This is a genomic window from Sodalis sp. RH22, assembly GCF_047324165.1.
In the GTDB taxonomy this organism is placed as follows: domain Bacteria; phylum Pseudomonadota; class Gammaproteobacteria; order Enterobacterales; family Enterobacteriaceae; genus Acerihabitans.
On sequence record NZ_CP178731.1, the window covers coordinates 1,940,482 to 1,964,864 of the forward strand.

The window sequence follows — 24,383 nt, forward strand, 5'->3', positions numbered from 1 at the left end:
CGATAAGAATGTTAACCCGCCGTTACCGGGTTCTTCACAATACCGCCATTCCATGTAAAACTGAATCCGCCGATTTCATCACAAAAAATAAATAAACCGGCCTGGTGTCAGGAGGGTCACTCCAGGAGCAGACCATTCCCCATCCTCTTTGGGCTTATTAATTTAATTGCTACCCCTTGGCGTAATCATGAATACTTCCAGCATTAAGGTTTTACTGGTTGAAGACGACGAACCCATGCGCATGGAGTTCGAGTCCATGGTGTTAAGCCATCCCCGCCTGACCCTGGCGGGAAGCGTCGCCACCCTGGGCGAGGCGTGGGCGTTGCTACGGCATACCGTTCCCGATGTCGCCATCATCGATCTGGGCCTGCATGACGGCGACGGTATTGAATTGATCAAGTCGCTGCAGCAGCAGGCGGCGCGCACCGCGGTACTGGTCGCCACCATCTTCGGCGACGAGGCCCATGTTATCCGCGCCATCGAGGCCGGCGCGCGCGGATATCTGCTCAAAGATACCGCCATTGATGAATTCGCCCGGGCGGTGGAGCTGGTGCACGCCGGCGGCGCCCCGCTATCGCCGCAGATCGCCCGCCATTTGCTTAAACGGTTCGAACCGGCGGAAAAATCCAGCGCCGCGGTGCGCCCGGATGGCCTGACGACGCGGGAAATCGATATCCTGCGGCATATTTCCCAGGGTTTTACCGTGGCGGAATCCGCACGCATGCTGAATATCTCGACGCATACCGTCGCCACCCATATCAAGAATATCTATAGCAAACTGGCCGTTCATAATCGCGTGGAGGCCATTATCCAGGCGCGGAACCAGGGCCTGATCTAATGCGCCCGTTTCTTCGGCGGCGCGGGCTGTGGGCCGGGCTGGCGCTGCTGCTAAGCCTGACCCCGCCTGCGGATGCGTCTTCTTCCCCGGCCGGCGGCGCCGACGCGGCGCTGGCAACGCGGCTGTTGGATCGCGCGGAGTTTATCTACAGCCGCGATGCCACGCCGCCCGCACGGCATGGCGAGACGGTAGCATTACCGGATAACTGGCGTCTGCGCATCCCGGCGTTTAGCGGCATTGCCTGGTATCGGCTGGATTTCCATCTTGACGCGCCGCCGGCGCAGCCGCTGGCCTTATACCTGCCGCATCTCTCCGTGGCCGGGGAAGTCTGGCTTAACGGTTCGCTGCTTAACCCGGGCGTGCGTTTCAATGATGCCGCTGGCCGCCACGTTGAACCCATGAAGGAATCGCCATTATATATCGTGCTGCCGGCCGGGTTGTTCCGCAGCGGCGACAATCAGCTGGCCGTCAGGCTGGAAGGGGACAGCGCGCTGCGCAGCGGGCTTTCCGCCATCCGCCTGGGGCCCGCGCAGGCGCTGCGTGACCTGTGGTTTGAGCGGTATCTTTTGCAGGTCATCGTCCCCTATGTCCTTCTGGTGCTGATTGCCGGTTCCCTGTGTTTCCTGGTGGCCTACACCTGGCGGCAAAAGCGCGTGTTCATCATCCAATTCGCCCTGCTGGCCTCGCTGGCCACGCTGCTCGCCTATCTCGCCGACCTGGCTATTCCCCTCGGGGCCCAGGAAGGGCTGCGGGTGATGATCACCACCATTATGTATTGGGCGCTGTGCGTGGCGGGTTATCGCCTTTGCGGCGCGCGGCTGCGCTGGTTCCCCCCGTTGCTGCATGGCCTCACCCTGCTGACGGTTATCAGCGTCGTGGCGCTGATGCTGCTGGGCAAGGCGACGGATCGCGCCTGGCTGATAACCTGGCCCCACGTACTGCTGCGCCTGGTGCCCATCGCCCTGCTGCTGGCGCGGGGCTGGTCAACCCGTTCGGTAAAGCTTATCGCCCTGTCGCTGACCGCGCTGATATGGACGCTCAGCGTCGCCCAGTCTTATTTGATTATTATGGAATGGTTGCCTTGGGACAGTTTTCGCTGGAGTTTTGTCGGCGCGCTGCCGTTTTGTTTTGTCATGATCTATTTTTTTGCCGAGCGGTTTATCATCGATCGTGAAGGCAGCCAGATCGAAAAGCGCGCGGCAATTATCGCCGAACGCGCGCGCATCCTGCAGGACATGCACGACGGTATGGGAGCGCAGCTGATAACCGCGCTGCGCCTGGCGCGCCGCCGCGACACCGACCCGGAGGAACTGGCCCGCCATATCGAGGAGTCGTTACAGGACCTGCGTTTGATTATCGACTCGCTGGACCTGGCCGAGCATGATCTGCTGCCGCTGCTGGGCAACCTGCGCTTTCGGCTGCAGCCGCGCCTGAGGGCGCTGGGCATTGCCCTGGAATGGGATGTGGCGCCCATTCCCGCCCTAAACTACCTGACGCCGGCGTCGGCGCTATCCATACTGCGAATTGTGCAGGAAGCCATTAATAACGCGCTGCAACATGCGCAGCCTTCCCGGATCCGCATCGAGGTCAAACCGATAGGCGATGAGGTCATGGTGCGGGTCGCCGACGACGGCCACGGCATGCTGCCCGATCTTATCCGGCCGGGTTCGCGCGGACTGGCGGGCATGCATGCGCGCGCCAGTAAGCTTGGCATGCGCCTGACGGTACAGGGTGGAGCGGGGGGTACCGAAGTGGCGTTATATCTGCCGTTTTTGGGCTAGCGTCTTTATTATAATCAGGAGAATACCGTAAACAGGGTATGCGCCCCCACCCTTGATTACGTACACTTTGCGTCAGTAGGATGCTGGTTGCCGCACATTGCGCGGCAGGTTGTGGGCATGCTGCGTTTACTGCAGGTTATATCATTAGATACACAGCATAGTTAGATTACGTTAATATTGCACTAGGTGATAAAATGCAAATCATTTTACCTGTAATAGGTTTAATCTTGTTAATGGTTTTAATGGTATTTTCATTATTAATGCATCAAAAAAATAAAAGCAAAACAAGATTACCCAACAGATATACCGAAATCAAAGCCAGAAAACGGTTGCGCCTATTTCATTAAGAATAGGATTATCCTTACAAAGGCAAAAGCTATTCCACCCGGTGGCGACACGGGGTGGAATATTTTCTTTATTATTTCCCACCCCTTATTCTTTCATGGCTTCCTCCCCCAAGGTTCTATTGCCAAGCGCCCCCTACCGGCAGCGGGCCGTCGGGATAAAAACCGGCGCATCGCCGCCGGCGCGCGGGCAATGCATTGCAGGGTAGCGTTTACGCTTCAGTTTCCTTAAGATGAAGGTATCATCTGATGGCAAAAAGGATTGGCTCGCATTGAGGATCCCAGGGGTGACGCGATGACGGGCGATGGCACATTTTGCTGTACTTTTCTTATAGGGCTTAATTAATGGAAACGATTCTCAGGCACCTTCCGGTCAACCAACGCGTAGGTATCGCCTTCTCCGGGGGCCTGGATACCAGCGCCGCGCTGCTGTGGATGCGCCAGAAAGGGGCGGTCCCTTATGCCTACACCGCCAATCTGGGCCAGCCGGACGAGGACGATTACGACGCCATCCCGCGCAAGGCGCTGGCCTACGGCGCGGAAAAGGCCCGCCTTATCGATTGCCGCCGGCAACTGGTGGCGGAGGGCATCGCCGCGCTGCAGTGCGGCGCCTTTCATAACAGCACCGCCGGCGTCACCTACTTTAACACCACGCCGCTGGGCCGCGCCGTCACCGGCACCATGCTGGTGGCCGCCATGAAGGAAGACGGGGTCAATATCTGGGGCGACGGCAGCACCTACAAAGGCAACGATATCGAGCGCTTCTATCGTTATGGTTTACTGACCAATGCCGAGCTGAAAATCTATAAACCCTGGCTGGACACCGACTTTATCGATGAGCTGGGCGGGCGCCATGAAATGTCGGAATTTATGGCCCAGGCCGGGTTCGATTATAAAATGTCGGCGGAAAAAGCCTACTCCACCGATTCCAACATCCTTGGCGCCACCCATGAAGCCAAGGAACTGGAGTTTCTTAATTCCAGCGTAAAAATCGTCAATCCGATCATGGGCGTCAAATTCTGGGACGAAAGCGTGCGGGTCACGGCGGAAGAAGTGACGCTGCGCTTTGAGCGCGGCCTGCCGGTGGCGATTAACGGCGTCGTCTTCAGCGATCAGGTCGAGCTGATGCTGGAGGCCAATCGGGTTGGCGGCCGCCACGGGCTGGGCATGAGCGACCAAATTGAAAACCGCATTATTGAAGCCAAGAGCCGCGGCATCTATGAGGCCCCCGGCATGGCGCTGCTGCATATCGCCTACGAACGCCTGGTGACCGGCATCCATAATGAGGATACCATCGCGCAATATCACGCCAACGGACGCCAGCTCGGCCGCCTGCTTTACCAGGGCCGCTGGTTCGATTCCCAGGCGCTGATGCTGCGCGACTCGTCGCAGCGCTGGATTGCCAGCGAGATCACCGGCGAAGTCACGCTGGAACTGCGCCGCGGCAACGATTATTCCATTCTTAATACCGTATCGGATAACCTGACTTATATGCCGGAGCGCCTGACCATGGAAAAAGGCGATTCCGTCTTCTCGCCGGAAGACCGTATCGGCCAGTTGACCATGCGCAACCTGGATATCGCCGATACCCGCGAAAAGCTGATCAACTATATGAGCACCGGCCTGCTGTCCGCCAGCGACAACAGCGGCCTGCCGCAGCTGCAGGATAAGACCGGCAAATAATAGTATGATATTTTCTGATAACCGGCGCTGTATTATCAGCGTGGGTTATCAGCCGCACCGCCTGCCACCGTTAATAATCCACGTCAAATATCGTTCATTTTGTATTTAATTTATTTACCCTAACAATATAGCTACAGTAAATTCAATTTCCATAAAACCCGATTTATTTTACTCCGCGTTATTTTTAGCGTATTAAAGGCATGGTTTATTACTTTGCAGAAATAGTTACCATGCTTATTGAAAACGAGAACGCTACAAATTACCTGCCAACGGATAATGCCCTTTCTTCCATCACTGGTAATAATGGGACTTCCTTAACCAACAAAATCACCGCTATCAATAACGGCGGCACCACTTCACTTAATAAAGAAATTCTCGATAGCACATCACATTCTGTGGATAATCCGGGGTCGAAGCACGCCGCGGTTTGGTCAAAGGCCATCGTGCAGCAAGGGCTGAATGAAGCGGCGCCCCTCCCCGGCCCTGACACGAGCAACGAAGAGGATGAATTTTGCATTTTTGACGTTCCGGCGCCAGGCGCGGGCGACACGTCTCCCGTTAAAGCACTCTGCCGCAATACCGAGCTGCCGGGTGGCCTTCAACCGCCAGAGTTTCGACAATCTTCGGGGAAAAATGCCATTTATAACATCCGTCTCGAAACCTATATCCAAGATACGCTGCTCACGGAGGTTAACCATCGCGGCAGACCGCCGTTTTGGTTAAGGCCGCTGGCCACCGTCGCCTCCTGGCTGGGGTTTCATGGCGTGGGTCAAACCAATTGCGTGTCATGCGCCACCGCGGTGGCCGACACGTTTAAAACGGGCACATTACACGGTGCAATACCCGATATGCGCGGCGGTAGCCTCAATACGTTTGAAACCTGCCAGGACGTCGCCATGACGCGATACGACTCGGTCGCGCAGTTAGCCGATAAACTCAAGAATTGCGGCGATATTAATGCGGTAGTGGCCTTGAGGAGACCGTCCTGGTACAAGCTGTTCAGCTCGGTGGACGGGCACGCCGTCAATATTGTCAAAGCCGGCGATACCCTCCATCTGATTGACGCGCAGAAAAAAATTCACATCCTCCTCGATGGCACCCTTGATCAGGGCACCAAATATCAGAAGCTGCTGCGGTTTATCGGCCCGATGTCGGCCGACGAGGGCGCTATTACCCTGGCCGATATCGGCTTCCCCCTATCCGCAAAACGGTAAGCCGCATCCTGGCGCCGGCCCGTTCTGGCGCTGATTCACTTGCAAGATGATAATTGATACGTATTATCAATTATCATCATTTTATTGCCGCGGCACCTATTATGGCTGTGAATCCTTCCCGTCCCGACCTGTCCACCGGCGACACGCCCCGGCCGGATATCCATACCGGCTGCTGTATCGTCGGCGGCGGGCCGGCCGGCCTGATGCTGGGCTACCTGCTGGCCAGGGCCGGCGTCGCCGTCACGGTGCTGGAAAAACATGTTGATTTCCTGCGCGATTTCCGCGGCGACACTATTCATCCTTCGACGCTTGAGATACTGCATCATCTCGGTCTGCTGACGGACTTCCTGGCGCTGCCGCACCAGCGGGTGGAGAAACTGCGCGGCGAATTCCACGGCGAGACCGTGACCCTGGCGGACTTTTCCCGCCTGCCGACCCGGTGTAAATTTATGGCGTTTATGCCGCAGTGGGAATTTCTTAATTTCCTGGCGCAGCGCGCCGAAGCCCTGCCGTGCTTTACGCTGCTGCGCGCCACCACGGCGCGGGAACTGCTTACTGCCGGCGGGCAAGTGCGCGGCGTGCTGGCGACCGGGCCGGACGGTATCACGCTGCGTATCCACGCAGCCCTGGTGGTGGGCGGCGACGGACGGCAATCCATGGTACGCGCCGCCGCCGGCCTGCCGGTACGTGAATTCGGCGCGCCGCGCGACGTGATATGGCTGCGGCTGCCCAAGCAGGCCGACGACACGCAACAGGCCAGCGGCCACGGCGGCCCGAAAAATAATTTTATCATGCTCGATCGCGGCGACTACTGGCAGTGCGGCTATAGCATCGCCAAAGGCAGTTTTGACACCCTGCGCGGGGAAGGACTGGCGGCCCTGCTGCGGCGGGTGGCGGAGGTCGCGCCGTTCGGTTATGACCGCCTGGCCGGCGCCGTCGCCGACTGGTCGCAGCTTAAACTGCTGGTGATACGCATCGATCGTCTGCAGCGCTGGGCCGCGCCGGGGGTCTTGTGCATCGGCGATGCCGCCCATGCCATGTCGCCCATCGGCGGCGTCGGCGTCAATCTGGCCATCCAGGATGCCGTGGCGACGGCCAACCTTCTCAGCTTTCCGCTGTCGCGGGGCCGGGTCACCCTGCGTCAGTTAAATAAGGTGCAGCGGCGCAGGCGTTTTCCCACCTGGGCGTTACAATCGCTGCAAATTATGCTCACCGGCAAAAACAGCCGGCCGCGGGATCCCGCGCGCAAACCATCCGCCATCGGCGGCTGGATGCGGCGTCAGCCCTGGGTGCCGGCGATCGCCGGGCGCATTATCGGGCTGGGTTTTCGCCGCGAGCTTCCCCGGCCCTTGCCTTCGGCGAGACCCGGCGCATCCCGGTAGACACCCCGCCCCGGCCCATTATCCGGTCATTTATTCCATAAGGAGACGATGTTGATATTGTCCGAATTCATTATTCCCGGCATGCTGATCCGCGATCGCCTGGTCACGGTGCCGCTGGACTGGGCGCATCCCGACGACGGCCGTACCATCAAGGTGTTCGCCCGAGAAGTGGTTGATCCGATGCAGCGCGACGCTGATTTACCCAGGCTGGCCTATATCCAGGGCGGCCCCGGCGGCAAAGGGCCGCGCCCGTCCGCCGGCGGGCCGGTATGGCTTGCGCAGGCGCTGAAAACCCACCGCGTGATCCTGGTCGACCAGCGCGGCACCGGCCGCAGCACGCGGGTGGAAACCGCCACCCTGGCCGCGTTTGCGCATGCCGGCGCCGCCGCGGATTATCTCTGGCTGTTTCGCGCCGACAGTATCGTGCGCGACTACGAATACCTGCGCGATCGCGTATTCGGCGGCGGCCGCTGGGAAATCCTTGGACAAAGCTATGGCGGTTTTATCGCCTTAAGCTACCTCTCCATGGCGCCGCAAGGCCTGGCGGCCTGCTATATTACCGGCGGCCTGGCCGGGCTGGACGCCGATGCGGATGAAGTCTATCGCCGCACCTATCCCCGGGTCGCCGCAAAAAATGAGAAGTACTATCGGCGCTACCCGGATGATGGTGCGCGCATCGCCCGGCTGGCGGACGCTATCGCGGCGCAGGATATCCACCTGCCGGACGGCGATCGCCTGAGCGTGCGCCGCCTGCAAACCCTGGGCAACGATTTCGGCCTGGCGCCGGGGTTTGAAAATATTCATTGGCTCGTGGAGGAGGCCTTCAGCGACGTGGAGGAAACGCGCTTATCCGACCATTTCCTCGCCGCGGTCATGGCGCTGACCTCCTATGACGGTAACCCGCTCTACGCCGTGCTGCAGGAAATTATCTACGGCCAAGGCGAACAGGCCAGCCGCTGGAGCGCGGAGCGCATCCGGGCGTCGTTTCCCGAATTTTCCCCGCAGCGCCGCCCGCTGCTGTTCACCGGTGAAATGATGTATCCCTGGATGTTCGAAGAGATCCGATCGCTGCGCCCCTTCCGCGAGGTGGCCGGGATACTGGCCGAACGCGGCGGCTATCCGCCCCTGTACGACCCGCTGCGGCTGGCGGCCAACGAGGTGCCGGTGGCCGCGGCTATCTATCACGACGATATGTTTGTCGATGCCGGGCTATCGCTGGATACCGCCGCCAGGGTCGGCAACCTGCAGGCCTGGGTGACCAATGAATACCAGCACGACGGCCTGCGCCAGTCGGCGTCGGTGCTAACCCGGCTCATGGAGGATATCCGCCTGCGCGGCGGGGCCATCCGCTAAAGCGGACCGCTAGTCCTGGCCTGGTCGATACTGCAGGCAATAGACATTATGATCGACATAGCGATCGCCGATTTTTTCCGCCCGCACCTGGCAATAATCGAATTCAAACCCCAGCCGCTGGGCCAGCCGGTTGCTGGGGCGGTTTGCCACCCCGCAGCGGATGATAAAAGTGTCCAGCTTGCCCGTTTCGCCATACCAGGACATCAATGCCTTAACGGCCCGCGACATCACGCCCCTGCCTTCAAAGCGCGCGGCCAGCCAATACCCGATTTCCGCCTGTTTATCATTAATAGTGTTAAAGGAGAGGATGCCGGCGATATCCCCGTCCCAGCGCACCACATACACGGCCGAACGGCCGGCGGCGAAATCGGCGCGGTTATGGCGGATATTAGCCAGGGTATCGCCGACGTTATTAATCAGCGGCGGCCAGGACAAATGGCGGCCCAGCCGTTGACGCTCGGCATGCACCAGGTCAAAAAGGGCCTGCGCGTCGCTTTCCTGTTGTAACGCGAGCATGAGCGAGGGAGGACTGATAAGTTCACGGTAATCCAGCATGCCGGTTCCTTATTATGACAAAAAGACGTTGAGCGTCTTGAGCCTGAAAGATTATATCGCCATGCCCGGCACCGGCGTCAACACCGGCCGGCCGGCGAAAAAGCGGGTTAAATTCTCCAACGCCCGTTCAAACATGGCGTCCAGCGCCTCCGGCGAGCGCGCGGCCACATGGGGCGTCAGGATAATATTGTCCAATGCCAGCAGCGCGGCGGGCACCTCCGGCTCACCCTCCAGCACATCCAGCGCGGCGCCGGCGATGGCGCGGCGGCGCAGGCACGCGATCAGCGCCCCGGTATCCACCACGCTGCCGCGGGACACATTGACCAAAAAACCGTCCGCACCCAGCGCCGTAAGCGCCTGGGCATTGATCAAATGCCGGGTCGCCGCGCCTCCCGGCGTGCATACCACCAGGAAATCCGCCCAGCGCGCCAGCGCGTCCAGACTGTCGCAATAGCGGTAATCGCTGTCGGCGCGCGGTGTGCGGCTATGGTAGGCCACGTCCATATCAAACCCCATGGCGCAGCGTTGGGCGATTTTAAGGCCGATATTGCCCAGACCCAAGATCCCCACGCGCCGCCCGGTCAACTGCGGCCGGGTTCGCCGCGCCTGCTGCCATTCCCCGCGATGGACCGCGCGATCAAGGTCGGGGATATTGCGCACTATCGCCGCCAGCAGCGCCACCGCGTGGTCGGCGACGGCGGTGTCGTTGGTGCCGGCGCCGTTGGTGACCATAATGCCGCGCGCCCGCGCGGCGTCCAGATCGATCTTTTCAAATCCCACCCCCTGACAGCAAATCAGCCGCAGGTTAGGCAACGCGGCGATATGCGCCGCACTCAGGCCGATGGAGCCGATAGTCAGCACGGCCTCCACCCTGGCGGGGTCTATGCTGCCCTCAGCCGGCAGGATCGGACTATGCTCGTTCTCGCGCAACGCGGGACACAGGCGGAAACCGGCCCGCTCGAAGGCGGGACGGAACGCGGCGGGGATATCGACATGCAGCAATAACGAAATAGGCATAGGTCACAGGAGAAAACGAAGCATATTTATAACCATACATGAGATAGATGACGCATAAAAGTAGCCATGCTCTTAAATAGCGCCTGACTTCTTCAGGCCGATGCCGTTTCCTGAACGCACCTTTAGGGTGTACCGGCGCTTATTTCCCTGCCTGCGCTTTTTGCGCCTTGAACTGGGGATTCACCAGCATAAAGCCGCCATCGATAATAAACGATTGTCCGGTGGTATAGGCGGCGCCCTCGGACCCCAGCCAGGCAACCATCGAGGCTATTTCATCGACATGGCCCGGGCGTCCCAAAGGGATGCCGGGCTCTTTGGCGGTCCAGGCATCCTCTTCGCGCATATCATTGATTGGCGTGGCTATCATGCCGGGCGCCACCGAGTTGACCAGTATGCCGTAGGGAGATAATTCCAGCGCCATGGATTTGGTCAGGCCGCCAAGCCCGTGCTTTGCCGCCGTATAGGCGACGGCCGCGGGCAATGGGGTATGTTCATGAACCGACGTGATATTGACTATCCGCCCGCCCTGCCCTTGTTTGACCATGTGTCTTGCGGCGCGCTGCGCGCAAAGAAAAGCGCCGTCCAGCACAATGGAGAACGTCGAGCGCCAATCTTCGTATGACAAATCCAGAAACGGCGCACCGGCACTGGCCCCGGCATTATTTACCAGCATATCAAGACGGCCGAAAGACCGGCTGAACTGGTCAATAACCTCCGCCGCGGCGGGCAACTGGGTCAGATCCAGCTGCAATACCCGGGCCTTGCGGCCAAGTTTTAACACTTCACCGGCGGTATCCTCAGCCCCACGCTGGTCTGAATGCCAGGTAATGCCGATATCAAAACCCTGTTTTGCCAAGGCGATGGCACAGGCTTTGCCGATCCCCGAGTCCGATGCCGTGACCACGGCGACGTTGCTTGCAGACTGAGTCATGGTGCTCTCCTCTGATAAACCGACGCGAATATCTTTATCGTTTCAGGACAATTGTCGGTTTCAAAAGTATAGCCTTTCAGCCGGAATCTTCCGGAACGCGGCGGGACGTCTGGGCGGCGGCTGGAGAGACATTTTTTTACCCTTTGGCTATCCTTAGAAAAACCTCAGAAATCGTACTACGTTATGTGCCCCTTTAATTACCAACAGGATTTTGCCAATACGGATTTCCGCCGCCATCCCGAACGGTATCAGGTAGGCCGCGGCGAGCAGGGCGTACTGCTGGTCGAGCCTTATAAAAGCGAGATTCTGCCGCACTGGCGTTTTAAAAACGCCGCTATCGCCAGAACATCGGCGGAAAAAATCCATGCTCTTTTCGAGCAATACCGCCGCCAGGATGATTTTGTCGGCATGGATATGGCGCGCAAATTTATCCAGATGGGCTATACCCGCGCCCGGCGTTACGCCAATCATCAGGGCGGCAAAAAATACGCCGCCGACGGTACCGTGCTGCCTTACATCGTTGACAGGCAAAAAGCCGATGCCGCCGCGGTATTTAAACACTATTGGGATCTGCTGCGCGCGGATGAGGATTACCAGCAACGCAAAAAACATCATCAGCGGTTGTACGGCTGACCGCGTGCCCAGCCCCCATTTGCCGCCTCGCTGATGATGTGCCACTTTGTCATCACTATAATTTTTATAATGGGTTTGTATTTTTGATGGTCAACTTGGGAGACACCGAATGGAGATGTTGAGGAACCTGAATTTTTTCCGCCTTATCACCTCCGGCGATTTTTGGCTGAACATCGCCATTATTATCGCCGCCACCCTGATCATCCACTGGATTATCTCGCGCACGATCCAACTGGTGGGTCGCCGGGTGAAGCAGTGGAGCACCGGGCGGCACAGCGCCTTGTACCAAATTGCGGTTGAGATGCTGGACAACACCAAGCGGTTGCTGATTCTGTGCACCGCGTTTTTGATCAGCATGCGTTTTATCGAGCTGCCCGGCACATGGCACAGCGCCCTGGCGCACGGCTGGTTCCTGGTATTCGCCATCCAGATTGCCCTGTGGCTGGACAGCGCCGCCCATGTCTGGTCGCAAAAGGTGGTCAATCAGCCCGGCGCGGTGCGCAATACCGTGACCATGGTGATCCTGGGGGTAATGATTCGTTTGTTGATATGGGCGCTGATGCTGCTGTCCATCCTCGGCAATGTGGGCGTCAATATCACCGCGCTGGTGGCAAGCCTCGGCGTCGGCGGCATCGCCATTGCGCTGGCGATCCAGACCGTGCTGAGCGATGTGTTCGCCTCGCTGGCCATCGGTTTTGACAAGCCCTTTGTTATTGGCGACTTCGTGGTGTTCAATGATATCGCCGGCACCATCGAGCATATCGGGCTGAAAACCACCCGTATCCGCAGCCTGAGCGGCGAACAGATTGTCTGCGCCAACGCCATACTGCTGCAGCAGACCATCCATAACTATAAGCGCATGCAGACACGCCGCATCGTGTTCACCTTCGGCCTGGCCTATTCCACGCCCCCGGATAAGCTGCGCCTGGTGGGGCCGATGATTAAACGCATTATCGAAGAGATTGAGGAAACCCGTTTTGACCGCGCGCATTTCCTGTCATTCGATAATTTCCGCCTGACCTATGAAGTGGTGCATATCGTCGCCAGCGCCGATTATAATAAATACATGGATATCCAGCAGGAAATCAATATTCGCCTGATGGAGGAACTGGCAAAAATGGATATCAAGCTGGCGATACCCACGCAAAATATTTTATTTACCGAAAGGGAATTCCCGCAGATAAAGGTACTGGAGCCAGGATTGCAGGAAAAGACGGCGGCGCCGCAGTAAATCACGCCGGGATATAAAAGACAGGAAGCGTGTTGATAATGCCGGCCGGGGACAGCCACGCTGCCGCGGGTCTACCGGCCGGGATCACCGGCGCGTATCCCCGCGCAGGCGCGGGGCGCGTCGTCACGAAATATTCAGCGATACAATTCGGCATCGCCCGACCACGTGCTGGAATCACCCGGGTTATCCACGCCGATAATACGGTAGTAAGGGGCATTTTCCTCCCTGGCCTTTTGCCGCAGCGCGTGCACCGCGTCATCGGTGGAACCGGCCAGCCCGGACACTGACACCGTGCCGATGCTTTGATGCCCGGCCGCCTGCTGCTGGTTGATTTCCTGCGCAGCCTGACTGGAAAAAGAGATACCGGCGACGATGGCGGTAAATAGATAGGGTAATAGTTTCATAATCAGGTCCTCAGTGAGACGGGATCATCGGCCCCCGCGCCGTTTTCTGGTGCCGGCGCGGTGCGATCATCGAGGCTTGGTAATAACAGCGTTACACCAGAACGGTATAGCGGTAAAAATAAGAGTAGGCCAGGACGGCGTCCACTGATATCGGGTGAATGTAACTTAATTTAACGTTGGCCATATATTAACAAAGTTTATACGTCTCCTTTTCCCCTTTAATTTACACCCAAGCGGGCCTCTCCTTTTTTTACTATTGAAAATCATCATATTTTAAATCTATGCCCATTCTCACCGAGAAGGGTTCATGTCAGCGTTATACAGCGTTGACAAATATTTACCTTAATAAGATACATTGGCTCACAGATGGTTTGAATATTACAATGGTATTTATAATCGGCATTATATTAATGACAAGGCCGTGTCCCATTTCCCGCCGAGAACGCCCCTGACCGCCGCAAGCGGTTTGGTAACAAATTTCAACATATTCCTTTATTGATGAACCCGCCGGTAAATCCGATACTTAGCCTGTATCCGCATAAAATTGACGGGTGTGCAATATCAATGTTTAAGGAGATAACATGGATACCGAATTATTGCTGCGTATCGCCCTGGCCGGCGGGTTAGGCGCATTGATCGGGGTGGAACGCCAGCTTCGGGCCAAGGAGGCGGGGTTGCGTACCCATATCCTGGTATGTATCGGCAGCGCGATGTTTATGATTGTCTCCAAATACGGTTTTGCCGACCTTCTGGCGGACAGCCATAATATCACCCTCGACCCTAGCCGGATCTCCGCCCAGGTGGTGAGCGGCATCGGATTTCTCGGCGCCGGCACCATTATGCTCAATAAGCAGTTCGTCCGCGGCCTGACCACGGCGGCCGGGCTATGGGTCACCGCCGCCATCGGACTGATTGTCGGCAGCGGCATGTACGCCATCGGCATTTTCGGCACCCTGATGACGCTGTTGGTGCTCGAGGGCATTCGCCAATTAAGCAACCGGCTTATCGGGCGGCGCTATATGATCATGCTGTCGCTGTCCCCCGCCAGCATTGAACTCGCCATGCAGGCCTTGAGAAAACTGCATATCCGTGTGGTGCGGTCGTCGGTAGTACGTAACGAGAACGACGCCAAAGACTGCAAAATGACGCTGGAAGTCATGATGCGCACCCGCTATAAACCGGTGGAAGTCTATCGCCAGTTGCTGGGCGTTGAGGGGATGCATAAGATTGACATTCGCTAGCCCCGCCAAAGCTAACCGCATTCTGGCCGTTTTGCAGTATAATGCCGCCAATCCCCTCCACCGCACACTTATGGCGAGCTTTTTATCAAAAATAATAGCCTTTCCCGATTCAGTCCGCGCCGTCCTCCCGCCCCGATGCGGGGGCCAAGGCGCGTCATTTTATTCAACAAACCTTACGACGTCCTGCCGCAGTTTACCGACGACGCCGGACGCCTGACGCTGAAACACTATATCCCGGTACCGGATATCTACGCCGCCGGGCGCCTGGATCGCGACAGCGAAGGACTGATGATCCTGACCAACGACGCCAAATTAAAGACCCGGCTGACGCAGCCGGCGGAAAAAACGGCTAAGATTTATTACGTGCAGGTGGAGGGCGAGCCGGAAGACGCCGCGTTAAAACTCTTGCGTACCGGCGTCACCTTAAGCGATGGCCCCACGCTGCCCGCCGGCGCGCAGCGCGTGAAGGAGCCGGCCTGGCTCTGGGCGCGCACGCCGCCTATCCGCGAGCGCAAGGCCATCCCTACCTGCTGGCTTAAAATCACTTTATATGAAGGCCGTAACCGTCAGGTCCGGCGCATGACCGCCCATATCGGCCACCCTACCCTGCGGCTTATCCGCTATCAAATGGCGGATCAGACCCTGGCGGACCTGGCGCCGGGCGAGTGGCGTGAAGTGCAGTTGTAAGCAAAAATACCATCACGGATGCCCGACCAGGGCATCCCGCAATCCGCAAGCGTTAAGGAGCGCGCATGTTCAAGCCGCATGTCACCGTTGCCTGTGTAGTCCAGGCGGAAAATCATTTCCTTATCGTCGAGGAAACCATTCATGGCAATCCCCGCTGGAACCAGCCGGCGGGCCATCTGGAGGCGGACGAAACCATCATCCAGGCCGCGCGGCGCGAATTGTACGAGGAAGCGGGCATCCACGCCCAGCCCCAGGCCCTGCTGCGCATCCATCAATGGATCGCGCCCGATAAGACACCGTTTCTGCGCTTTTTATTCGCCATTGATTTACCAGAGCGCATGACCGCCATTCCCCAAGACGACGATATCGATCGTTGCCTGTGGCTGCCGGCGGATGAAATCCTGGCCTCGGATTTGCTGCGCTCGCCGCTGGTGGCGCAAAGCATCCTGTGCTATCAACAGGATAAACGCTATCCGCTGGAGATGCTCACCGCGTTTCAATGGCCCTTCGCGCTCTAACGCTCTTTCCGTCACCCCGGCGCGGTGGCGCGCGGGGTGCCTGGCGTGGTAAAATCCGCCCCCTCGTATCATCAGCGCGCAATGTGACATCAAGGCGCGCGCGCCCGTTTGTGAGAATCCCATGTCAGAAAACAGTCAGCTTAAAGTGATCGTCGGTATGTCCGGCGGTGTTGATTCCTCCGTTTCCGCCTACCTGTTGCAGCAGCAGGGTTATCAGGTGGAGGGACTGTTTATGAAAAACTGGGAGGAGGACGACAATGAGGAATACTGCACCGCGGCAAGCGATCTGGCCGATGCGCAGGCGGTCTGCGATAAATTGTCCATTCCCCTGCATACGGTGAACTTCGCCGCCGAATACTGGGATAACGTGTTTGAACTGTTCCTGGCCGAATATAAGGCCGGGCGCACGCCCAATCCCGATGTGCTGTGCAATAAAGAAATTAAGTTCAAAGCCTTCCTGGAGTTCGCCGCCGAGGACCTGGGCGCTGATTTCATCGCCACCGGCCACTATGTGCGCCGCCGGGATGAGGCGGGTAAAAGCCAGCTGCTGCGCGGTCTCGACGACAATAAAGACCAGAGTTATTTTTTATATACCCTCGGCCACAGCCAACTGGCGCAGTGCCTGTTCCCGGTGGGCGAACTGGCCAAGCCGGAGGTCAGGCGCATCGCCGCGGAGCTGGGACTTATCACCGCGGCCAAGAAAGATTCCACCGGCATCTGCTTTATCGGCGAGCGCCGGTTCCGCGAATTTCTCGGCCGCTACCTGCCGGCCCAGCCCGGCCCGATCCTGACGGTGGACGGACAGCGGGTCGGCGAGCACCAGGGGCTGATGTACCACACCCTGGGCCAGCGTAAGGGGCTGGGCATCGGCGGCACCCGTGACGGCAATGACGAGCCCTGGTATGTGGTGGACAAGCTGATGGATGATAACATCCTGGTGGTGGCCCAAGGCCATGAGCATCCGCGGCTGATGTCGGTGGGCCTGGTCGCCGGGCAACTGAACTGGGTGGACAGGCGGCCCCTGGCCGGTCCCCTGCGCTGCGTGGTGAAAACCCGCTACCGCCAGCAGGATGTGCCCTGCCTGGTAGAGCCGCTGGCGGACGGGCGGATCAACGTGCTGTTCGACGCGCCGGTGGCCGCGGTCACGCCCGGACAGTCGGCGGTGTTCTATCTGGGTGAACTGTGCCTGGGCGGCGGCGTTATCGAGGCCCGGTTGCCGCTGCAGGAGTGATCCTGATCTGGGTTTACCACGCGATTTGTGGCATGATCGGCGGCAAAGACACGACAACCATTTTATCGCCGGGATAAGTCCGGCCGGCGGCTGAATGCCCCCATGCGTGATTAAACGCCGCCGCATCATCAGGGAAGTGTACAGGAGTAACCTTGGCTAAGAATTATTATGATATTACGCTGGCATTGGCCGGGATCTGCCAAAGCGCGTTATTAGTCCGGCAATTGGCCAATAAGGGCGTGTGCGACGACGACGCGCTCGAAGTCTCGCTGCGCAGCCTGCTTGATCTTAACCCGCCCACGACGCTTAGGGTATACGGCGACCGGCCGGCGAATCTCAAGCCCGGGCTGGAAGCCATGGCGGGCATGCTTAACGCCTCGCGCGAAGGCGTGGGAGCGGAGATAACGCGTTATACCCTGAGCCTGATGGTGCTGGAGCGTAAACTGCATGCCAATAAAGGCGCCCTGGACGAACTGGCGAAGCGCATCGGCCAGCTTGACCGCCAGCTGTCTCATTTCGAATTAATGTCAGAGACCCTGATAAGCGCCATGGCGTCAATTTATGTCGACGTCATCAGCCCGCTGGGTCCACGTATCCAGGTGACCGGCGCCCCGGCCATGCTGCAGAACCTGCAGGTACAGGCCAAGGTGCGCGCAGCGTTACTGGCCGGCATTCGTTCCGCCGTGCTGTGGCAACAGGTGGGCGGCGGCCGTTTGCAACTGATGTTCGCCCGCAATCGCCTGTTTGAACAGGCCCGGCAAATCCTTGCACAATGTTGAAATCTTATCCCAGGAGTCGCAATCGATGGAATTATCCTCACTGACCGCCGTTTCCCCCGTTGACGGCCGCTACGGCGACAAAGTCGACGCCTTGCGCGCTATTTTCAGTGAATATGGCTTGCTGAAATTCCGCGTCCAGGTGGAAGTGCGCTGGCTGCAAAAACTGGCGGCATGCGCCGATATCAGCGAAGTCCCGGCATTTGACGACCACGCAATCGCTTACCTTGATGATTTGGCCGCCAACTTCAGCGAACAGGATGCCGCGCGCATCAAAACCATCGAACGCACCACGAATCACGATGTGAAGGCGGTGGAGTATTTCCTCAAGGAACGGGTGGCGTCGGTACCGGCGTTGCACGCGGTCAGCGAATTTATCCATTTCGCCTGCACGTCGGAAGACATCAACAACCTGTCGCATGCGCTGATGCTGCAAACCGCCCGCCGGGACGTGATCCTGCCCTATTGGCGTAAAATCATCGACGGCATCAAGGCGCTGGCGCATTTGTACCGGGATATTCCGTTGTTGTCGCGTACTCACGGACAGCCCGCCACCCCGTCCACGGTCGGCAAGGAAATGGCGAACGTGGCTTATCGTATGGAGCGTCAGTACCGGCAGCTATCGCAGGTGGAAATCCTCGGTAAAATCAACGGCGCCGTGGGCAACTACAATGCCCATATCGTGGCGTATCCGCAGGTGGACTGGCACCGGTTCAGTGAGGAATTCGTCACCTCGCTGGGTATTCACTGGAATCCCTATACCACCCAGATCGAGCCTCATGACTATATAGCCGAACTGTTCGACTGCATGGCGCGGTTTAATACCATCCTGATTGATTTCGACCGCGATATCTGGGGTTATATTGCCCTGAACCACTTTAAACAGCGCACCGTGGCCGGTGAAATCGGCTCTTCCACCATGCCGCACAAGGTGAATCCGATCGATTTTGAGAACTCCGAAGGTAATCTGGGGATGGCTAACGCCATCATGGGCCATCTGGCGGGCAAACTGCCGATTTCACGCTGGCAGCGCGACCTGACCGACTCCACGGTGCTGCGTAACCTGGGCGTCGGCATCGGTTATGCCTTAATCGCCTACCAGTCCACGCTCAAGGGCGTCGGCAAACTTGAAGTCAACGGCGATCGTTTGCTGGCGGAGCTGGATCAGAACTGGGAAGTGCTGGCGGAGCCGATCCAAACGGTGATGCGCCGCTATGGCATTGAAAAACCCTACGAAAAACTTAAGGAGTTAACGCGGGGCAAACGCGTTGACGCCGCCGGCATCCAGGCCTTTATCGACGGTCTGCCGCTGCCGGAAGAGGAAAAGATCCGGCTGAAGACGCTGACGCCGGCCAACTATATCGGACGCGCCGTTGCCATGGTCGATGAGCTGAAATAATGCCCGGCGTGTGAAATGCCCTAGCGAACGCTCCGGTTAAAGCTCCGTTGAACATAAGTTTAGCCATCCTCTGGGATACTCTCCCAAAAGACGTCCATCAGCCCAGGGGATTGTTTTTACAGATTGGCAGAGACGGGTGATTCAGGCTCGTTACTGGTGCTTTAACTTAGGAGTTGCGATGCGAGTTCTGGTTATAGAAGATAATTCTCTTCTTCGACATCACCTGACAGTACAAATGCGTGAAATGGGTCATCAGGTCGATGCCGCCGCCGATGCCAGAGAGGCGGATTATTTTTTGCATGAACACCCACCTGATATCGCCATTGTCGACCTCGGCCTGCCCGATGAAGACGGCTTGAGCCTGATACGCCGCTGGCGCACCCATCAGGTAAAAATCCCCATTCTGGTACTCACCGCGCGCGAGGGCTGGCAAGATAAAGTCACCGTGCTGGAAGCGGGCGCGGACGATTATGTGACCAAGCCTTTCCATCTGGAAGAAGTGGTGGCGCGCATGCAGGCCTTGATGCGCCGCAACAGCGGACTGGCTTCGCAGGTCATTACCCTGCCGCCGTTCCAGATTGATCTGTCGCGCCGCGAACTGATGATCAATAACGAACATATCAAATTGACCGCGTTTGAATACACCATCATCGAGACGCTTATCCGCAACGCCGGCAAAGTAGTCAGCAAGGACTCCCTGATGCTGCAACTTTATCCCGACGCGGAATTGCGCGAAAGTCACACTATCGATGTCCTGATGGGGCGATTGCGAAAAAAAATGCAGGCCGATTATCCGTATGAAGTGATCACAACGGTTCGTGGGCAGGGTTATCGTTTTGATGTTAATTAAGATCTATGGCCCACTTCCCTTATCAACATAAGAAGCCCTTCTCGCTTCGCGTCAGATTCCTGCTGGCTACCGCCTGCGTGGTTCTGGCGCTTTCCTTATGCTACGGCATGGTGGCGGTCATCGGCTACAGCGTCAGCTTTGACAAAACCTCGTTTCGCCTTCTGCGCGGTGAAAGCAATCTGTTCTTCAGCCTGGCGCAGTGGAAAGACAACCAGCTGACTATCGCCGTTCCCCCCAACATCGACATTAACTTTGCCGCCCTGGTGCTCATCTATGACGATAAAGGCCAAATCCTTTGGCGCCAGCGCTATGTGCCGGCCCTGGAAACACGGCTGAAACCCGAGTGGCTGGCAAAAACCGGCTATTTCGAGCTGGATACCGATACCCGCACCAGCAGCGCGGTGCTGGGCGACAATCCCACCGCGCAGGACAAACTGAAAGATTTCGACAGCAGCGACAGCAACGCGCTGACGCACTCGGTGGCGGTGAATCGTTACCCGGCGACCGGGCGGCTGCCCCCGCTGACCATCGTGGTGGTGGATACCATTCCCCATGAACTGCAGCGCACCGACCTGGTCTGGGAGTGGTTCAGCTATGTGTTGCTGGCCAACCTGCTGCTGGTGGTGCCGCTGCTGTGGCTGGCGGCGCATTGGAGCCTGCGCCCGATCAAGGACCTGGTGCAGCAGGTCCGCGAACTGGAGGGCGGCGAACGGGACCGGCTGGATGAAAATCCGCCGCGCGAACTGGGCATTCTGGTGCGCAACCTGAATATTCTGCTGAACAATGAGCGCCAGCGTTACCAAAAATACCGCTCCACCCTGTCGGATCTCACCCATAGTCTGAAAACGCCGCTGGCGGTGCTGCAGACGACGCTGCGCTCCCTGCGCACCGGGAGGGAAACCAATATCGAGCTGGTGGAACCGATCATGCTGGAGCAAATCAGTCGTATCTCGCAGCAAATCGGCTATTACCTGCACCGTGCCAGCGTGCATTCCGATCATAACGTGCTCAGCCGCGAACTGCATTCCGTACCGGCGCTGTTGGACAGCCTGTGCTCGGCGCTCAACAAAGTGTATCAGCGCAAGGGGGTCTCCATTTCACTGGACATCTCCCCTGAACTGACCTTTATCGGCGAAAAGAACGACTTCATGGAGGTGATGGGCAATATCCTCGACAATGCCTGTAAATATTGTTTGGAATTTGTCGAGATCAGCGCGCGCGCGAACGAAAAAGAGCTGCACCTGCTTATCGAAGACGACGGACCTGGCATTCCCGCTTCTAAACGCACCCTGATCTTCAAGCGCGGTCAGCGCGCCGATACCCTGCGCCCGGGACAGGGCCTGGGTCTCTCGGTTGCGGCGGAAATCCTGGAGCAATATGAGGGCGATATCATCGTCGGCGAAAGCGCGCTGGGGGGCGCCCTGGTGGAAGTGATCTTCAAGCGCCAGCAGGGTTACCAGGACGACGACTGATCTACGCAAGCGGCCTATATTTTGATAAAGAAGCGCGTCCTTGGCCTATTTTATAGCGGTATTTTGCGGCATGTCGGATAATTTAACCCCCGTAGCCTACCGGCTTCCGTTATAATCCAGACAGGGTCCCTCACGGTGGAATAGGCTATGGATTATCAACTCGATCTTGACTGGAATGACTTTTTACAGCGCTACTGGCAAAAGCGGCCGGTCATCATTAAACGCGCTTTCAAGAATTTTATCGATCCCTTAACGCCGGATGAACTGGCGGGCCTGGCAATGGAAACCGAGGTCGACAGCCGCCTGGTCAGCCATGAGGACGGGCGCTGGCAGGTCAGCCATGGGCCTTTTGAGAGTTTTGATAAACTGAGCGAGACCAACTGGTCCCTGCTGGTCCAGGCCGTCGACCATTGGCATGAACCTTCCGCCGCGCTGATGCGCCCTTTCCGCCAATTGCCCGATTGGCGGATCGATGATCTGATGATCTCTTTCGCCGTGCCCGGTGGCGGCGTCGGCCCTCATTTTGATCAGTACGACGTGTTTATTATCCAGGGACAGGGCCGTCGTCACTGGCGGGTTGGCGATAAAAAGGCGCTGAAACAGCACAGCCCACATCCGGATCTGCTGCAGGTAGAACCTTTCGACGCCATTATTGATGAAGAAATGGAGCCGGGCGACATGCTGTATATTCCGCCCGGTTATCCGCACGAAGGGTATTCGCTGGAAAATGCGCTTAACTATTCGGTAGGCTTTCGCGCCCCCAGCGGCCGTGAGCTGGTCAGCGGTTTTGCCGATTATGTCCTGGCGCAGGAACTGGGCAGCCAACGCTATAGCGATCCCACCCTGACACCGCGCGCCGACCCGTCCGCCGTTCTGCCGGAGGAGATCGATGCGCTGCGCGCCATGATGATGGATCTGGTTCAGCAGCCGGACAGATTTAATCATTGGTTTGGCGAGTTTATTTCCCAGTCGCGCCATGAGCTGGATATCGCCCCGCCGGAACCGCCTTACCAGGCCGGCGAAATATACGATCTGCTGCAACAGGGCGACCAATTGCACCGTCTCGGCGGCCTGCGCGTATTAAAAGTTGGCGAAGAGTGTTATGTCAACGGCGAACAGATTGTCACCCAGCATAAACAGGCGCTGGCCGTATTGGCCGGCGCTTATGTCATTAGCGGCGCGCAGTTTGGCGCGGCGCTGGATGATCCTTCGTTCCTGGCATTGCTGACGGCGCTGATCAATAGCGGCTATTGGTATTTCAAGAACTAAAACAATGGATTGCAGCCTCTAGCGCGGGTTGCTGTCAAACCCGCTGCAGGCCGACGTACACCAGGCCCGGTTTCCACCGGGCTTTTTCGTTATGCCTTATGCGGCAGGCCTTTCGCGCGCAACGCGGTCAGCTCGGCGATGCGCATAATCACCCGCACCGCTTTTTCCATGCCGTCCTGCGAGGCAAATTCATGTTTGCCATGGTAGTTATACCCGCCGGTAAATAAATTCGGACACGGCAGCCCGCGAAACGACAGCTGAGCGCCGTCGGTGCCGCCGCGGATCGGTTTCATTATCGGTTCCAGACCGCAATCGCGCAGGGCCTGCTGCGCCAGCTCGATGATATGCGGATGCTGCGCCACCTGCTCATGCATATTGTAATAACTGTCTTCAATAGTCAGTTCGATATAGCAATCCGGGTGTAGCCCCTTCCCCAGTTCTTCGGCGGTGGTGATCATAAACTGCTTGCGGTCTTCAAAACGCTGACGGTCGAAATCACGCACGATATAATGCATTTCCGCCCGGTCGACGCTGCCTTTCATACTGTTCAGGTGATAAAAACCTGCGTAGCCTTCAGTAGCCTCGGGCGTTTCGTCGGCGGGCATGCGCTGGTGAAAGCGCGTGGCCAGCGTCAAGGCATTCACCATTACCCCTTTGGCGGTGCCGGGATGCACGTTGTTACCGACAATTTTTACCAGCACCGACGCGGCGTTGAAGTTTTCATATTCCAGCTCACCGATGCCGCCGCCGTCCATGGTGTAGGCCCACTGGGCGCCAAAACGCTCGACATCAAAAAACTGCGCGCCTTTGCCGACTTCCTCATCGGGGGTAAAGCCGATACGGATATCGCCATGGGGCAGCTGTTTCTCCTTGATGCGCACCATAGCGGTAATGATTTCCGCTATGCCGGCCTTATCGTCGGCCCCAAGCAACGTTTTGCCGTCGGTAGTGATCAGGGTATGGCCCATCAGCTGATGCAAAACAGGAAACATTACCGGCGAGAGTATTTCATCACCGTTGCCCAAGGCGATATCACCACCGCGATAATTCTCGACGATCTGCGGATTGACATGTTTGCCGGTAAAATCCGGGGCGGTGTCCATATGGGAAATAAAGCCGATAACCGGCACCGGCCAGGCGACATTGGCAGGCAACGTCGCCATCAGGCAGCCATGATCGCTTAATGTCACCTGTTCAAATCCCAGGGCGGACAGCTCTTCCTGCAGCACATGAGCCAGTTTCCATTGCCCTTCGGTGCTGGGGACTTGTTTAACCCCCGGTTTTGATTGGGTATCGATGGAAACGTAATGTAGAAAACGATCGAGTAATTTGTCCATTTTTTCCGCCTGTCGCATCACTGGCACCTATTATGGGTAGCGATGATTTTGCAAATATTGTGTCAGGTCAGTTTTCATGGTTTTGACCTGCAAAAAAGCATAATTGCCTAAGCATAGCGTATTCCGTTTGCCGGCAGAACCTAAACCGGCGGGGTTTGACCTGAAGCATGATTTTATATCCTGGCGGGAAAGGGGTGTTGCCGGAGAATGCCATTGGCAGCCTGCGGGGGGCATATA

22 protein-coding genes are annotated in these 24,383 nt (G+C 57.7%); 17 read left to right on the forward strand and 5 right to left on the reverse strand.

The window, feature by feature from the left end; translation table 11 throughout:
* The first annotated feature begins 187 nt into the window (after positions 1–187).
* The 6 genes from ACL2XN_RS08775 (at position 188) to ACL2XN_RS08800 (ending at position 8,595) form a co-directional block, all read left to right on the forward strand.
* Positions 188–838: a response regulator gene (locus ACL2XN_RS08775; RefSeq protein WP_410015714.1), complete on the forward strand. Its 651-nt coding sequence runs from the start codon at positions 188–190 to the stop codon at positions 836–838.
* Complete coding sequence (locus ACL2XN_RS08780; RefSeq protein WP_413730686.1) at positions 838–2,619, forward strand: sensor histidine kinase; 1,782 nt, start codon at positions 838–840, stop codon at positions 2,617–2,619. The genes ACL2XN_RS08775 and ACL2XN_RS08780 overlap by 1 nt, the downstream gene beginning before the upstream one ends.
* Positions 2,620–3,308: 689 nt before the next feature.
* On the forward strand, positions 3,309–4,646 hold the full coding sequence (gene argG, locus ACL2XN_RS08785; protein ID WP_410015716.1) for an argininosuccinate synthase: 1,338 nt from the start codon (positions 3,309–3,311) through the stop codon (positions 4,644–4,646).
* A gap of 230 nt (positions 4,647–4,876) precedes the next feature.
* Positions 4,877–5,860 (forward strand): toxin glutamine deamidase domain-containing protein, encoded by a 984-nt coding sequence (locus tag ACL2XN_RS08790; protein ID WP_413730687.1) that lies wholly within the window; start codon positions 4,877–4,879, stop codon positions 5,858–5,860.
* 203 nt (positions 5,861–6,063) lie between these two features.
* Entirely contained in the window at positions 6,064–7,242 is a 1,179-nt protein-coding gene (locus ACL2XN_RS08795; protein WP_413730960.1) for an FAD-dependent oxidoreductase, read from the forward strand.
* Positions 7,243–7,290: 48 nt separating this feature from the next.
* On the forward strand, positions 7,291–8,595 hold the full coding sequence (locus ACL2XN_RS08800) for an alpha/beta fold hydrolase (RefSeq protein WP_413728663.1): 1,305 nt from the start codon (positions 7,291–7,293) through the stop codon (positions 8,593–8,595).
* Positions 8,596–8,604: 9 nt separating this feature from the next.
* Here ACL2XN_RS08800 and ACL2XN_RS08805 read toward each other — a convergent pair whose 3' ends face one another.
* From ACL2XN_RS08805 to ACL2XN_RS08815, 3 genes are all read right to left on the reverse strand, one after another.
* Complete coding sequence (locus ACL2XN_RS08805) at positions 8,605–9,150, reverse strand: GNAT family N-acetyltransferase (RefSeq protein WP_410015720.1); 546 nt, start codon at positions 9,148–9,150, stop codon at positions 8,605–8,607.
* Between the two features lie 51 nt (positions 9,151–9,201).
* Positions 9,202–10,167, reverse strand: a complete 966-nt coding sequence (locus ACL2XN_RS08810) for a 2-hydroxyacid dehydrogenase (protein WP_410015721.1) — start codon at positions 10,165–10,167, stop codon at positions 9,202–9,204.
* A gap of 139 nt (positions 10,168–10,306) precedes the next feature.
* Positions 10,307–11,098: an SDR family oxidoreductase gene (locus ACL2XN_RS08815; protein ID WP_413730689.1), complete on the reverse strand. Its 792-nt coding sequence runs from the start codon at positions 11,096–11,098 to the stop codon at positions 10,307–10,309.
* Positions 11,099–11,281: 183 nt separating this feature from the next.
* Between ACL2XN_RS08815 and ACL2XN_RS08820 the strand changes: the two genes are divergently transcribed.
* Both ACL2XN_RS08820 and ACL2XN_RS08825 read left to right on the forward strand, forming a co-directional pair.
* The gene (locus ACL2XN_RS08820) at positions 11,282–11,731 is read left to right on the forward strand and encodes a DUF4385 domain-containing protein (RefSeq protein ID WP_410015723.1); all 450 of its coding nucleotides are present in this window, start codon (positions 11,282–11,284) and stop codon (positions 11,729–11,731) included.
* Between the two features lie 109 nt (positions 11,732–11,840).
* A complete protein-coding gene (locus tag ACL2XN_RS08825; RefSeq protein WP_410015724.1) occupies positions 11,841–12,962 on the forward strand; it encodes a mechanosensitive ion channel family protein in 1,122 nt (373 codons plus the stop codon).
* A gap of 134 nt (positions 12,963–13,096) precedes the next feature.
* Here ACL2XN_RS08825 and ACL2XN_RS08830 read toward each other — a convergent pair whose 3' ends face one another.
* Positions 13,097–13,366 carry a DUF1471 domain-containing protein gene (locus ACL2XN_RS08830; RefSeq protein ID WP_410015725.1) on the reverse strand — a complete coding sequence of 90 codons (270 nt, stop codon included), beginning with the start codon at positions 13,364–13,366 and terminating at the stop codon, positions 13,097–13,099.
* Between the two features lie 581 nt (positions 13,367–13,947).
* Between ACL2XN_RS08830 and ACL2XN_RS08835 the strand changes: the two genes are divergently transcribed.
* The 9 genes from ACL2XN_RS08835 (at position 13,948) to ACL2XN_RS08875 (ending at position 22,809) form a co-directional block, all read left to right on the forward strand.
* Positions 13,948–14,607 (forward strand): MgtC/SapB family protein, encoded by a 660-nt coding sequence (locus tag ACL2XN_RS08835; protein WP_410015726.1) that lies wholly within the window; start codon positions 13,948–13,950, stop codon positions 14,605–14,607.
* 135 nt (positions 14,608–14,742) lie between these two features.
* Positions 14,743–15,294 carry a 23S rRNA pseudouridine(2457) synthase RluE gene (gene rluE / locus ACL2XN_RS08840; RefSeq protein ID WP_413730690.1) on the forward strand — a complete coding sequence of 184 codons (552 nt, stop codon included), beginning with the start codon at positions 14,743–14,745 and terminating at the stop codon, positions 15,292–15,294.
* A gap of 65 nt (positions 15,295–15,359) precedes the next feature.
* A complete protein-coding gene (locus ACL2XN_RS08845; protein WP_413722439.1) occupies positions 15,360–15,812 on the forward strand; it encodes an NUDIX domain-containing protein in 453 nt (150 codons plus the stop codon).
* Between the two features lie 121 nt (positions 15,813–15,933).
* Positions 15,934–17,043: a tRNA 2-thiouridine(34) synthase MnmA gene (gene mnmA / locus ACL2XN_RS08850; protein WP_410015728.1), complete on the forward strand. Its 1,110-nt coding sequence runs from the start codon at positions 15,934–15,936 to the stop codon at positions 17,041–17,043.
* Between the two features lie 152 nt (positions 17,044–17,195).
* Positions 17,196–17,822, forward strand: coding sequence for a high frequency lysogenization protein HflD (gene hflD, locus ACL2XN_RS08855; RefSeq protein WP_410015729.1), 627 nt, complete (start codon positions 17,196–17,198; stop codon positions 17,820–17,822).
* 25 nt (positions 17,823–17,847) lie between these two features.
* Complete coding sequence (purB, locus tag ACL2XN_RS08860; protein ID WP_413730691.1) at positions 17,848–19,218, forward strand: adenylosuccinate lyase; 1,371 nt, start codon at positions 17,848–17,850, stop codon at positions 19,216–19,218.
* A 178-nt stretch (positions 19,219–19,396) separates the two neighbouring features.
* Positions 19,397–20,068: a two-component system response regulator PhoP gene (gene phoP, locus ACL2XN_RS08865; RefSeq protein ID WP_162364562.1), complete on the forward strand. Its 672-nt coding sequence runs from the start codon at positions 19,397–19,399 to the stop codon at positions 20,066–20,068.
* Between the two features lie 5 nt (positions 20,069–20,073).
* Positions 20,074–21,540 (forward strand): two-component system sensor histidine kinase PhoQ, encoded by a 1,467-nt coding sequence (gene phoQ, locus ACL2XN_RS08870; protein ID WP_410015731.1) that lies wholly within the window; start codon positions 20,074–20,076, stop codon positions 21,538–21,540.
* A 147-nt stretch (positions 21,541–21,687) separates the two neighbouring features.
* Complete coding sequence (locus ACL2XN_RS08875) at positions 21,688–22,809, forward strand: JmjC domain-containing protein (RefSeq protein ID WP_410015732.1); 1,122 nt, start codon at positions 21,688–21,690, stop codon at positions 22,807–22,809.
* An 89-nt stretch (positions 22,810–22,898) separates the two neighbouring features.
* On the opposite strand, the gene pepT is transcribed toward ACL2XN_RS08875, so the two are convergent.
* Entirely contained in the window at positions 22,899–24,146 is a 1,248-nt protein-coding gene (gene pepT / locus ACL2XN_RS08880; RefSeq protein WP_410015733.1) for a peptidase T, read from the reverse strand.
* Positions 24,147–24,383 lie beyond the last annotated feature (237 nt).